The following is a 12,914-nucleotide window of genomic DNA, read 5'->3' as shown; positions in this document are numbered from 1 at the left end:
CGACACCGTTACCTTCAGAGATGGACGAAGCCGAAATCCTCGAGCAGCTCAATGCTGCGCTTCAGGCGTACGCGGGGGAGGATTTCGTGCGCGCCGAGAAGCTGTGCCGTGCCGTGCTTGTCGAGGCGCCTGCGCGTCCGGAGGCGCTCACGCTATTGGGCATCCTGTCGCGCCGGGCCGGAAATGTGGCCGAGGCGCAGCGCCTCTACCGCCAGGCGATCGCTGCCGCGCCCCATTACGCCGACGCCCATCACAACCTGGGCAACCTGTTGATGGATCAGGGCGAGCAGCAAGCGGCGCTCGCCTGCTTCCTCGCGGCGGCCGAGGCTCGCCCGAACTGGGCTGAAGGCTGCAACCGGGTGGCCGCCACCTTGCATGCTCTCGGCCGGCTCGATGAGGCCGAAACATGGTTCCAGCGCGCGCTCGCGCTGCGACCCGATTCGGCGGATATCCACTGGGACCACGCCCTGGCGCTGCTGGCCGCAGGCCGGTATGCCGAAGGCTGGCGAGAATATGAATGGCGCTGGCGTCGAGGCCAGCCTGCGCCGAGGGAGTTTCGACAACCCGCATGGCAGGGTGAAGCGCTTGCGGGGCGCACGGTGCTGGTCTACTCGGAACAGGGCTACGGTGATGCGATTCAGTTCCTGCGCTTCCTGCCTGCCCTCAAGGCCCTCGGCGCGCGAGTCGTGCTGGAAGTTCATGCGCCGCTGAGCGCTCTGGTCGGAGCCCACCTGGGCGTCGACCTGCTTGTCACTTCCGGCAGCCCCTTGCCGGAGTTCGATTGTCATGTGCCGCTGCTCAGTTTGCCGCTTTACCTCGGCATTGGTGCTGACGCTCTGCAAGGCGATGCTGCCTACCTGGTTCCGCCACCCGAGCATGTTTCCCGATGGGCAGAGCGCCTTCGTTCCGACGCTCTGCGCGTGGGCCTGGTGTGGGCGGGTAACCCGAACGTCAAGAACGATCGCTGGCGTTCGCCGCGGCTGGGCCCGATGTTGCCCGTCCTGCAGGTGCCGGGTGTTGCGTTCTACGGGCTGCAGAAGGGCGATGGCGAACGGGACGCAGAAGCGCTCAGTCAAGCCAACTTCACCGCGCTCGGCCCGGAGATCAACGACTTCGCCGACACGGCGGCAATCATCGCAGCCCTTGACCTGGTCATCACCACGGATACTTCGGTCGCCCATCTCGCTGGCGCCCTGGGCAAGCCAGCCTGGGTCCTGCTGCATGCAAGTCCGGACTGGCGCTGGGGGCATGCCGGCGAACGTTCCGCGTGGTACGCATCCCTTCGTCTCTACCGGCAACCGGCGCTGGGTGACTGGCAGACACCGATTTCAGCGATCGTGCGCGATCTGCAGGCCCTTGTCTCCGGGCGTGGCCATGTTGGCGGCCCGCTCCTGACGGAGCCCGTGAGTGTGTGTCCGCTCTGTGCGGGTAAATCCCTGAGGGACGTCGGGGTGTGGGACTGTCGCGCCCATGCGCTCTGGCACCCACCGCTGCCGCCGACAATCGGCTGGCGCACCTGTGCTTCATGTGGCCACGTGTTTGCCTCGGCGCGCTACACCGCAGACGGGCTGACCGAGTTGTTCCGGCGCGCACATCCCGGGCAACTGGGGGGCGGGGACTTCGATGCCCAGCGCTTTACCTGGTCGAGGGTGGTGGAGCGGGTGCTGGCGCAGCATCCGCGCGCAGGGAGTGTCTTTTCCGGTGCGCTGAGTTGGCTGGACGTGGGCTGCGGAGCAGGGGGCCTGGTATTCACGGCCGCCGAGTTCGGTTTCGAGGCGACCGGCCTGGACGTGCGCGAAGAGGCGGCCAAGCGCCTGCGCGATCTGGGCTACCGCGCGGTCTGCGCGGATCTGGAGCGTTTTGTCCCCGAGCGGCGGTTCTCTGTCGTTTCGCTCGCCGATGTGCTGGAACATGTGCCGTTCCCGCGCGATGCGCTGCGCAAGGTGCGCGCCCTGCTTGAGGATGACGGCCTGCTGTTCGTCTCCTGCCCGAACATGGACTGTGCTGCCTGGCGCGGCATGGACGCGGCGGGGGCGAACCCCTACTGGCATGAACTCGAGCATCTGCACAACTTCTCGCGGCGCAGCCTGGCTGCGATCCTCGATGCGGAAGGCTTCGACCTGGTGAGCTACGGCGTCAGCCAGCGGTACAAGGCCTGCATGGAGATCATTGCCCGGCGCAGGCCGGATGTCGGAGGAAGCGCATGAAACTGGATCTGGCTTGCGGACAACGCAAACGGGAGGGCTTCCTCGGCGTCGATATCGCCGCCTGCGAGGGGGTGGATACCGTCTTCGATCTGCGCACGACGCCCTGGCCCTGGGCTGACCAGTCGGTCGAGGAAGTCTGGTGCAGTCATTTCTTCGAGCATCTCGACGGTGACGAGCGCATTGCGTTCATGCACGAGCTCTGGCGCGTGCTGGTGCCGGACGGGAAGGCCACGATCATCACCCCCTACTGGGCCTCGATGCGCGCCATCCAGGATCCGACGCACAAGTGGCCGCCGGTCTGCGAAAGCTCCTACGCCTACTTCAACAAGCCCTGGCGGGACGTCAACAAGCTCAACCACTACCCGATCCATTGCGATTTCGACTTCACTCATGCGTTTGCGATCGACCGCGAGTGGGCCTCACGGGATACGTCGGTGCAGTGGTATGCAGCGCGGCATCTGCAGAACACCGTGAATGATCTGGTGGTGACGCTGACCCGCCGATCGGGGCGGTGAGCCTTCCGGCCATGGCCGTTCCGTCTGCGGAAGACCGTGTATCGCAGGCGCTGGCAGCCTGGAGCGCGGGCGACCGCGTGCAGGCACTGTCTGTCCTTGATGAGGCCGCAAGAGCCGGGGCGGACTCGGCGCGCTACCACATGCTCTGCGGCATCGTGGCGCGCCAGACTGGGCAACTGGATGTTGCCCTTGCCGCTTATCGCCGTGCGATTGAGCGCGAGCCCGAGCTGGCCGAAGCATGGTTCAACCTCGCCAACACCTGTGTGCTGCAGGGCGACCTGCCCGCGGCAGTCGAAGCCTACGAGGCGACGCTCAGACTTAATCCCGCGGCATTCCAGGCCTGGAATGCACTCGGCAGCACCCTGACGGCGCTGCAGGCGTATGCCCGCGCGAGCCAGGTCTTGCGCCATGCGGTGCGCATCGCGCCCGATTTTGCGGAAAGCTGGAACAACCTTGGTCGCTTGTGCTGGCAAGTCGGCGAGGTCGGTGAGGCGATTGCTGCTTTTCGCCGTGCGGTCGCGCTCGCGCCCGAGCGGGCCGAGTTCCACAGCAACCTGCTGACCTTGCTGCACTACGATCCCGATTGCAGCGGCGCACAGATCGCCGCCGAGCACCGAGCGTGGGCCGAGCGCCATGCGCCCGCGGTGGCGACGGCCGTTCCCGCCCGCCAATCTGATCCGCGGCGACGGTTGCGTATCGGCTATGTCTCCTCGAACTTCCGGCACGACGCTGCCGGCGTGTTCATTGCCAGCGCACTGTGCCACCACGACGCTGATGCTTTCGAGGTGTATGCCTATTGCGAGGCGCCGGACGCAGACGCCCTGACAGCCCGCATGCGCGCTGCAGTGGCGCACTGGACCGAGACCTGGCGGCTTGACGATGCGGGCTTTGCTCGCCGTGTCGAGGAGGACGCGATCGACATCCTGATCGACCTCAACGGTCACACCGGCCGTGGTCGCCTGCGGGCGTTCTCGCGCCGCCTTGCCCCACTCCAGTTCACCTGGCTGGGCTACGAGGGGGCGACCGGCGTACCGGCGATGGACGCGCTGATCGCGGACGCCAATGTCGCCCCCGTGTCCGGTGACCTGCATGGCATGGAGGGCGTCATCCGCCTGCCGTATTCATTCCAGTGCTGGACTCCACCCGACGCTGCGCCGACCCCGGCTCCGCGCAGCTCACGCGAGCCGGTGTTCGGCTGTTTCAACAAGCCTGCCAAGCTCAATCTGGGGGTGCTGGCAAGCTGGGCCTCGATCCTGCTGCGCGTGCCCGATGCGCGGCTGGTCCTCAAATCCGCCGCTTACGCTGACCCGATGGCGCGCGAGCGGGTTCTCGCGATTCTCACGCAGCATGGCGTTGCCGCCCCGCGCATCGAGTTCAGGGGGGCTTCCTCCTACGCCGAGATGATGCGGCAGTACGCCGACATCGACGTCGCGCTCGATCCGTTTCCGTTCTCGGGTGGCGCCACCAGCTGTGACGCCCTGTGGATGGGCGTGCCGGTCGTCACGCTGCGCGGCGAGCGATTCTCCGCCAACCACACCGTGTCGCACCTGGCGGCCGCGGGCTTTCCGGAGTGGATCGCAGACAGCCAGGAGGCCTATGCGCGGATCGCTTCCCGGCTGGTCACCGACCGGGAGATGCTGGCGATGCTCCGGCTGAGCATGCGTGGGGTTGTTGCCGAGGCGCCGTTGTGCAACGGACGGTTGTTCACGCGGCATCTCGAGATCCGGCTGCGTACGGCCTGGCAGGCATGGTGTGCGGAGGCGCAGCGATGACGCAGGGGCTGATCGAGCGGGCGCGTGCCGCACTGACCCAGGGGCTGCTGCCAACGGCGGTAGATGCCGCGCAGGCCGCCATTGCCGAGAACCCCCTTGACCCCGACGCCTGGGAGCTGGCGGGACTCGCGCACTTCCGGCTGGCCGACTACGGGCGCGCCGCGGAATGCTTCCGGCGGGTGACCGATCTGGCGCCCGAGCGTGCGACCGCCTGGAGCAACTGCGCGGCGGCGCTGAACCACACCGGCGCGGTACGCGAAGCCATTGTGGCAGGGCGCCGTGCGGTGGCGCTCGCACCAGGCATCGAGGCACTCAATAACCTCGGAGCCGCCCTCGACCACGATGGACAGGCCGCGCAGGCCGCCGAATGCTATCGACAGGCTCTGGCGATTGCGCCATCGGGAGTGCTCTGGAACAACCTCGGCAATGCGCTCAAGGGGGCCGGTGACCTGCAGGGGGCGATTGCAGCCTACCGCCGCGCGGCGGAACTCGATCCTGCGCTGTTGCGCGCCCAGTCGAACCTGATGCTGGTGCTCAACTATTCGGGCGATGTCTCTCCTGCGGAAACCCTGGGCGTCGCCAGGCGAGTGGGGGAGGCCCTGCTGCATGGCCGGGCGCCTTTCCCGGCGCGGTCGGCGGCGGGCGGCCCGTTGGTGCGCGTCGGTTTCGTCGGCGCGGACTTCTACAACCACCCGGTCGGTCGCCTGATCCTGCCGGTGCTCGAAGCGCGCACGAGGGGCCGGACCCACTGGACGCTCTATGCGCAGAATACGGTCCGGGATCGCTACAGCGAACGGCTGCGGGCGGCCGCCGATGCTTGGGTCGATATCGCAGCACTCAACGATGACGCGCTGGGCGATCGCGTCGCGAGTGACGGCATCGATGTCCTGGTCGACCTCTCTGGCCACACCGCCGGCAACCGGTTGCCCGTCTTCGCCCGGCGGGCCGCGCCGGTTCAGCTGAGCTGGCTGGGTTACGCCGGTACGACGGGTGTCTCGGCGATCGACGGCGTGATCGTCGACCACGATGTCGTACCGCCAGGCGCCGAGGCCTTCTTTTCGGAGCCGGTCCTTCACCTGAATCGACCCTATGTCGCCTATGGCGCACCCGAGTCCGAGGTGCCCTGCGGCGATCCTCCATGCCTGCGCAATGGCTATGTCACCTTCGGTGCCTTCAACAACCCCGCCAAGACAACGCCCGCCGTCATCGCACTTTGGTCCCGCCTGCTGCAGAGACTGCCGGGGGCGCGCATCCTGTTCAAGTCACGCTGCTATGGCGATGCGACGCATTGCGAGGCGCTGCGGGCACAGTTCGCCCGGCATGGCATCGATGCCGAACGCCTCGTCTTCGAGGGGATCTCCTTCGGTGCGGACTACTTTGCGAGTTTCAACCGGGTGGACATCGCGCTTGACCCGTTTCCCTTCAACGGGCTGATGACCACGCTCGATACCGTCTGGATGGGCGTGCCCGTCGTGACACGCGCCGCGGCGATCGGCATGCTGGGCCGACACGGTTTGCTGGTCGCCCATGCAGTCCGGGCACCTGAATGGGTGGCGAGCACGGATGAGGCTTATCTCGATGCGGCGACCCGTCTGGCGCATGACCCGTCGACCCTCATCATGTGGCGTTGCTGCCTGCGCGATGCCCTGAAGCGCTCAGCCCTCTGCGACGCATCCGGTCTGGCCGGCGCGCTGGAGCGGGTGTTCCTGTCCTTGGTGGAAGCAAAACGGTGAAACGTTCGACGCACAATCCCGCATCCGGAAACGCTGCATCGAGGGGCGAGGCCGGTGTGGCCGAAGCCCTGGCTGCCCTGGAGGCGGGCCGGAACGAGGACGCCGAGCGCTTCGCTGCTGCGGTGCTGGCGAGGCGCAAGGACGACGTCAATGCGCTGCATCTGCGGGCGCTGGCGGTCAAGCGGCAGGGCCGGCTCGACGAGGCGGAAGCGTTCTTGCGGCAGGCCCTGCGTTTTGCGCCCGGCGAAGTCGCACTGCAGAACAACCTCGGCAATACCTTGCGCGAAGCCGGCAAGCTCGATGAGGCGGAGGCCGCGCTGCGTGAAGCGCTGCGTCTTGCTCCGGAGTATGTCGAGGCCTGGAACAATCTGGGGAACGTATCCAAGGACAGAGGCGACTTTCCCGCCGCAGCGGAGCAGTACCAGCGCGCATTGGCGATCCGGCCGGATTACGCCGATGCCCTGAACAACCTGGGTGGCGCGCTGCAGAAACTAGGCCGGCTTGCGGAGGCGGTCGACAACTACCGCAGGGCGCTGACGGCCAGGCCTTCCTTTGCGATGGCGCACTACAACCTCGCCAACGCATTGACCGACACCGGTGTCCTCGACGAGGCGATCGCCCACTTCCGCGAGGCGCTTCGTCTGCAGCCCGACTATGTCGAGGCGCTCAACGGACTCCTGCGCCAGCTCCAGACGACCTGCCAGTGGGACGAGGTGCCGGCGCTGTCGGCACGGCTGCGCGAGATGGGCGCACGGTCGGGCAAAGTGTTCCCGTTCTCCTTCCTGGCGATCGATTCGGACGAGGCCGAGCAACAGCAGTGCGCGCGTCGCTGGGCGGAGGTGCAGTACGCCTCGTTGCGCCGTCTCGCGCAGTCGGCCCCCTTCGTGCATGCCCGGCCGGCCGGACAGCGTCGGCTGCGCCTGGGTTACCTGTCTTCGGACTTTCATGACCACGCGACGGCTTGGCTTATGGCCGAGGTGTTCGAACTTCACGACCGGACGCAGTTCGAAGTCCACGCGTTTTCCCTCGGGCCGGACGACGGGCGTTCGATGCGCAAGCGCCTGATGGCCGCGTTCGAACACTTTCATGACCTCAGGGGGCGATCCTGGCCCGACATCGCCCGTCTCATCCATACGCTGGGCATCGATGTGCTCGTCGATCTGAAGGGCTACACGAAGGACACCGGCAGCCCGGTCCTCGCGTTGCGGCCGGCGCCGGTGCAGGTCAACTACCTCGGTTACCCGGGGACGCTCGGGAACGGCATGGCCGACTACATCCTCACCGACCGCATCGTCACGCCACCTGGGCATGCGGCTTGTTACGACGAGGCGTTTGCCTATCTCCCGGTGACCTATCAGTGCAACGACAGGAAGCGCGAGATCGGTGCGCGTCCAGAACGCAAACGCTGCGGCCTTCCGGAAGAGGCTGTGGTCTTCGCGTGTTTCAACCACACCTACAAGATCACCTCGGAAATGTTCGATCTCTGGTGCGCGATCCTCACGGATGTGCAGGGCAGCGTCCTCTGGCTGCTCAAATCCAACGCCTGGGCCGAGATGCGGCTCAGGGACGAGGCGGCCCGACGCGGCGTCGCGCGCGATCGCATCGTCTTCGCGGAGAACCAACCGCTGCGGGAACACCTTGGACGCCTGCAGAATGCGGATGTGTTTCTGGACACCCGGCCCTACAACGCGCACACCACTTGCAGCGACGCGCTGTGGGCGGGGGTGCCGGTGGTCACCTGGCCTGGTCAGACCTTCGCGTCTCGGGTGGCGTCCAGCTTGTTGGCGGCGGTCGGGCTCGAATCGCTGGCTGCGGCGGATGGGCCCCGTTATCGCGCGCTCGCGGTGCAGCTGGCCCGCGAGCCACAGACGCGCGAACGCCTGCGCCGGCACCTCGTCGAGCAGCGCGACCGTCTGCCCTTGTTCGATTCGCCCCGGCTCACCCGTGCGATGGAGTCGCTGTACCGGGCGATGTGGGCGCGATGGTGCGCTGGCTTGCCTCCGGCCGCCATGCAGTACGGGCCAGCACAGTCGGGAGGTGCGCGATGAAGGGCTTTGTTTGGGAGTACCGGCGCGTGATCCTGCAGGCCTTCCTCGCGAGCCTGCTGCTCAACCTGCTCCTGCTCTCGCCGGCGATCTACATGATGCAGGTCTTCGACCGCGTCTTCTCGAGTCAGAGCACCGATACACTGGCTTGGCTCACGCTGATCGTCGTCGTGACGCTGCTGTTCTACTTCGCTGTGGAGTGGTTCCGCGGCCGCATGCTGACTGCGTTCGCGCTCGTTCTGGATGAGGAACTGGGCGAGCGGGTGCTGCGGCTTGTCATGGAAGATGCTGCGCAGCCGGGCTTCCATCGGCACGCATACCTGATGCGCGATGTCGCTTCGCTCCGGCGCTTTGTTTCCGGCGCGGGCTTCACCGGTTTGATGGATGTCCCCTGGTTGCCGCTGCTGCTGCTGCTCATCTTCGTCTTCCATCCAGTGCTGGGCGCGCTGGCAACCTGTTCGACCGCTGTCCTCGTCGGCCTCTCGCTGCTCAACAACCGTCTCGCCAAACGCCCCTTCGTCGGCCTGACAGAGGCCTCGCGCGAGGCCTCGGCCTATGTCGATATCAGCATGCGTAACGCCGAGGCGGTCCGGGCAATGGGCATGTTCCCGGCGCTGGCAGTCCGCTGGAGTGCGATCAACCGGGGGGCCCTCGACCACCAATATGCGTCGGGCCGTATCGTTGCGCTGTTCGGCGGCCTTGGCCGCTTCGCGCGGCAGTTCATCCAGGTCGGCATGGTCGGTGTCGGCGCCTGGCTGGTCGTCGCAGAGCACGCCACGCCTGGCATCATGATGGCGACCACGCTGATCCTCGGGCGCGCCCTGACACCGGTGGAGCATCTGATCGCCGGCTGGAAGGACATCATCGATGCGATCCAGGCCTATCGCCGGCTCGATGAAGCCTTCTCGGCGCCGCGGCCCGCCAGCGCGGTGACGACGCTGCCCCCGCTGGCCGGGCGTCTCGAGGTCGAGCGTGTCGTGTTCGCCGTCGCGCCCGGGCAGCTGCCCCTGATCAAGAGCGTGTCGATCCAGCTTGAGCCGGGCGAATTCCTCGGTGTGATCGGCCCGAGCGGTTCGGGCAAATCAAGCCTGCTTCGTCTGCTCACCGGCGTTTGGCGTCCCCAGAGCGGCGCGATCCGCTACGACGGGGCGGAGCTGAGCCAGTGGACACCCGAGGCGCTCGGGGCGCAGATCGGCTATGTCCCGCAGGATGTTGAACTCTTCCCGGGTACGGTGGCAGAGAACATCGCGCGCATGACGGTGCCGGATTCCGACGACGTGATTCGGGCGGCCATGCTGGCCGGCGCCCATGACATGATCCTGCGCCTGCAGAAGGGCTACGACACCGAGATCGGCGTCGGCGGAGCCGCCCTGTCCGGGGGGCAGCGTCAGCGGGTCGCGCTGGCGCGGGCGCTCTACCGCAACCCTGCGGTCGTCATCCTTGACGAGCCAGATGCGAACCTCGATGCGGAAGGGGAACTCGCATTGCGGAATGCGCTCAGCCAGCTCCAGGCCGCGGGCAAGACCCTGGTCGTGGTCTCGCACCGCCGCAACCTGCTGGACAGGGCGGCTCGCCTGCTGGTGATGCGCGATGGCGCGGCGGCGCTCTACGGGCCACGCGAACTGGTGCTCGAGAAGCTCGGTGTGAGCGGGGAGGTGGCGCATGGCTGAGCGTCAGACGCCCACCCTGCGGGTGAGTGCAAAGCACGAGCTTCTCCGCTGGTCCAGGCTCACGACGGGGGCGACGGTCCTGTGCGCCCTGTCCCTGCTCGTATGGGGGGCGTTGGCGCCACTGAACAGCGCAGTCGTTGCCCGCGGACTCATCCGTGTCGAGGGCGGTGCCAGGCAGGTCGTGCAACATCGTGACGGCGGCACCGTGAAGCGCATCCTTGTCCGCAACGGCGACCATGTGAAGGCGGGTCAGGCCCTCATCGAGCTTGAAGACGCCGAAGTGGCGGCGAACTCGGAACTGGTGGCGCAGCAGATCTTTGCCGAGACGGCGCGGCAGGCGCGCCTGCGACAGGAGGTTGCCTTCTCGCCACGCGTCGACTGGCCGAAGGAACTGACCCGGCGGGCGACTACACCGGGCTATGCAGAACTTCTCAAGGCCGAGGAACTGCTGTTCGAACAAAGGCGACACACGCTCGACCTGCAACTCGACATCACATCCAAGCAACTGTTCGAAGTCGAGCGCGAGGTCTCGGCGCTACACAAGCAGGTCGAGTCAGACCAGGCGGCAGTCGCGGCCACCGAGGCGCAGGTGCGTATCAACGAACCCCTGCAGTCACAAGGCTATGTGTCGCCGACACGGCTGCTTGACCTGCGCCGGGCGTTGGCTGATTACCAGTCCCGACTCGCCGAGAACCGCGCGAACATGTCGCGTGCTGCGCAGAAGCGGGGTGAGATGGAGCTGCGCAAGCAGGCACTGCGCAATGCCTATCGTGAATCTGCGATCGAGGAGCAGAAACAGTCGGCGGCCCGCATGGTGGAGCTGACCCAGCGCGGGCGACCGGCGAGCGATGCACTCAAGCGCCAGACGGTCGTCGCACCCAGCGACGGCGTACTGATGAACCTGAAGGTGCATACGGTCGGGGCGGCGCTGATGCCGCGCGAAGTGCTGATGGAGATCGTGCCGGCCGACGCCCGGCTGGTCGCGGAAGTGCGCTTGCCTGTCGATGCGATTTCGGAGGTGCGACCTGGCATGGCGGCCGAGGTCCGCCTGCTGGCTTTCCAGATGCGCAGCACTCCGCTCGTGGCTGCGCGCCTCAGTTATGTCTCGGCCGATGTCCTGAGCGATCCGTCCGGTGCCCCCTACTACTCGGCCGAGGTGACGCTGGACCGCGCCTCCCTCAAGGCCGCGCAGATCGGGGCGATCCAGCCGGGCATGCCGATCGAGGTATTCCTCAAAACGCGGGAGCGCAGTGCCATCGGCTACCTTTTTGATCCCGTACGCCTATCTCTGTCCCGCGCCTTCCGCGAGCGCTGAGGAAACCGCCCTAGGGCCGTTGTGCGCCCGCGCAGCAGGCGCTGTTGCGCGTCGGCACCAGAGCGCTCTGTCGCCGGCGTTCCAGCTCGCGCCACCAGGCTCGTGCGCCAAGCAGCAGCGCGAGCACTAGTCCATAGATGAGCGGCTCGGTGACGTCGCGCTTCACGAGCCACCAGAAGTGCAGCACGCCCAGCACCGCGATGGCATAGACGCTGCTATGCAGCGCTTGCCAGCGTCGGCCTCCGAGCCTGCGGATGGCGAAGTTGCTGGATGTCGCAGCGAGCGGCACCAGCAGCACGAAGGCAGCGAAGCCGACGGTGATGAAGGGGCGCTTGAGGATGTCCTTGGCGATTGCTGCCCAGTCGAAAAACTGATCCAGCCAAACATAGGTCGCGAGATGCAGGCTGGCGTAGAAGAACACGAACAGGCCGAGCATGCGGCGCAGGCGGATCAGCCAGTGCCATCCAGTGAGCCGGCGCAGTGGTGTGATCGCGAGCGTGACGAGCAGCAGGCGCAGCGTCCATTCGCCGCTGGCGCGGGTGATCGCCTCGACCGGATTGGCGCCGAGTTGGTCCTGCCAGAGCCCGTTCAGATACCAGCCAAGCGGTAGCAGGCACAGTGCGAACAGCACGCACTTGGCGAGCGTGATCTGACTGGCCATTGGGGCGCGCGTGGGGGGGCGGTGTGTGGTGGTTGGTTGCGACGCGTGTGACATCAGAAGAACTTTCTCAGATCCATGCCTGCATAGAGCTTGCCGACCTGGTCGGCGTAGCCATTGAAGGGCAGGGTCTTGCGTTTGCCGAATTCGCCCAGTCGCCGCTCGCTCGCCTGGCTCCAGCGCGGGTGATCGACGTCCGGGTTCACGTTCGAATAGAAACCGTACTCGTTGGGCGCGGCCTTGTTCCAGGCGGTGCCCGGCTGGCTGTCAGTAAGGCGGATGCGCACGAGGGACTTCGCGCCCTTGAAGCCGTATTTCCAGGGCACCACCAGGCGCAGTGGCGCGCCGCTTTGGGCCAGCAGTTCTTCGCCATACAGGCCGACCGCGAGCAGCGTGAGCGGGTGCATGGCCTCGTCCAGCCGCAAGCCTTCGGTATAGGGCCAGTCGAGCACGGGAAGCGCGAGGCCCGGCATGCTCGCGCGGTCTGCCGCAGACGTGAATTCCACGAACTTCGCGCTGCCGAGCGGCTCGACCTGTTTGAGCAGGCTGGCGAGCGGGAAGCCGTTCCACGGGATCACCATCGACCAGCCTTCGACGCAGCGCATGCGGTAGATGCGTTCCTCGATCGGCGCGAGCTTGAGCAGGTCTTCAATCGCGAAGGTGCGCGGCTTGGCGCACAGGCCTTCGACACGAACGGTCCACGGCCGCGACTTGAAGCGGCCAACGTTGCGCGCCGGGTCTTCCTTGCCAGTGCCGAACTCGTAATAGTTGTTGTAGCTGACGACGCTGTTCTGGGGCGTGAGCCGTTCGTCGGCAGAGTAGGGGCTCTTGTGGATCTCGCCGAGCTTCGCCGCACCGAAGGCCGAAGGGGCTGCGAGGGCAAGTCCGCCAAGGCCTGCGGCGCGGACGAAGTCGCGCCGACCGCGGTAAAGGGTCTCGGACGTGATCTCCGACGGCGCAATCGGACAGGAATCGTGGGTGACGCGGATCAGCATGGGA

General features: G+C 66.6%; 9 protein-coding genes. 7 read left to right on the top strand and 2 right to left on the bottom strand.

All coding sequences use genetic code 11. The annotated features are described in order from the left end of the window. The first annotated feature begins 20 nt into the window (after window positions 1-20). From GGR36_RS19615 to GGR36_RS19585, 7 genes are read left to right on the top strand one after another with little or no spacing between them, the layout of a single operon-like run. Window positions 21-2,207, top strand: a complete 2,187-nt coding sequence (locus GGR36_RS19615; protein WP_183637408.1) for a methyltransferase domain-containing protein — start codon at window positions 21-23, stop codon at window positions 2,205-2,207. Next, window positions 2,204-2,722: a class I SAM-dependent methyltransferase gene (locus GGR36_RS19610; RefSeq protein ID WP_183637405.1), complete on the top strand. Its 519-nt coding sequence runs from the start codon at window positions 2,204-2,206 to the stop codon at window positions 2,720-2,722. Before GGR36_RS19615 ends, GGR36_RS19610 begins: the two co-directional genes overlap by 4 nt. Before the next feature lie 11 nt (window positions 2,723-2,733). Then, entirely contained in the window at window positions 2,734-4,494 is a 1,761-nt protein-coding gene (locus GGR36_RS19605) for an O-linked N-acetylglucosamine transferase, SPINDLY family protein (RefSeq protein ID WP_183637403.1), read from the top strand. Next, window positions 4,491-6,227 carry an O-linked N-acetylglucosamine transferase, SPINDLY family protein gene (locus tag GGR36_RS19600; RefSeq protein ID WP_183637400.1) on the top strand — a complete coding sequence of 579 codons (1,737 nt, stop codon included), beginning with the start codon at window positions 4,491-4,493 and terminating at the stop codon, window positions 6,225-6,227. The genes GGR36_RS19605 and GGR36_RS19600 overlap by 4 nt, the downstream gene beginning before the upstream one ends. Continuing rightward, entirely contained in the window at window positions 6,224-8,275 is a 2,052-nt protein-coding gene (locus GGR36_RS19595; RefSeq protein ID WP_183637398.1) for an O-linked N-acetylglucosamine transferase family protein, read from the top strand. The genes GGR36_RS19600 and GGR36_RS19595 overlap by 4 nt, the downstream gene beginning before the upstream one ends. Next, on the top strand, window positions 8,272-9,942 hold the full coding sequence (locus tag GGR36_RS19590; protein ID WP_183637395.1) for a type I secretion system permease/ATPase: 1,671 nt from the start codon (window positions 8,272-8,274) through the stop codon (window positions 9,940-9,942). The genes GGR36_RS19595 and GGR36_RS19590 overlap by 4 nt, the downstream gene beginning before the upstream one ends. Continuing rightward, window positions 9,935-11,257, top strand: coding sequence for an HlyD family type I secretion periplasmic adaptor subunit (locus tag GGR36_RS19585; protein WP_183637392.1), 1,323 nt, complete (start codon window positions 9,935-9,937; stop codon window positions 11,255-11,257). Before GGR36_RS19590 ends, GGR36_RS19585 begins: the two co-directional genes overlap by 8 nt. A gap of 10 nt (window positions 11,258-11,267) precedes the next feature. On the opposite strand, the gene GGR36_RS19580 is transcribed toward GGR36_RS19585, so the two are convergent. Further along, window positions 11,268-11,918: a protein-methionine-sulfoxide reductase heme-binding subunit MsrQ gene (locus GGR36_RS19580; protein ID WP_183637389.1), complete on the bottom strand. Its 651-nt coding sequence runs from the start codon at window positions 11,916-11,918 to the stop codon at window positions 11,268-11,270. Window positions 11,919-11,971: 53 nt separating this feature from the next. Beyond that, window positions 11,972-12,910, bottom strand: coding sequence for a protein-methionine-sulfoxide reductase catalytic subunit MsrP (msrP, locus tag GGR36_RS19575; protein ID WP_183637386.1), 939 nt, complete (start codon window positions 12,908-12,910; stop codon window positions 11,972-11,974). Between the last annotated feature and the right edge of the window lie 4 nt (window positions 12,911-12,914).

The organism is Niveibacterium umoris (assembly GCF_014197015.1).
Taxonomy (GTDB): Bacteria; Pseudomonadota; Gammaproteobacteria; order Burkholderiales; family Rhodocyclaceae; genus Niveibacterium; species Niveibacterium umoris.
The sequence above is the reverse complement of the archived record's forward strand: the minus strand, read 5'-3'. Positions and strand labels throughout refer to the sequence as shown.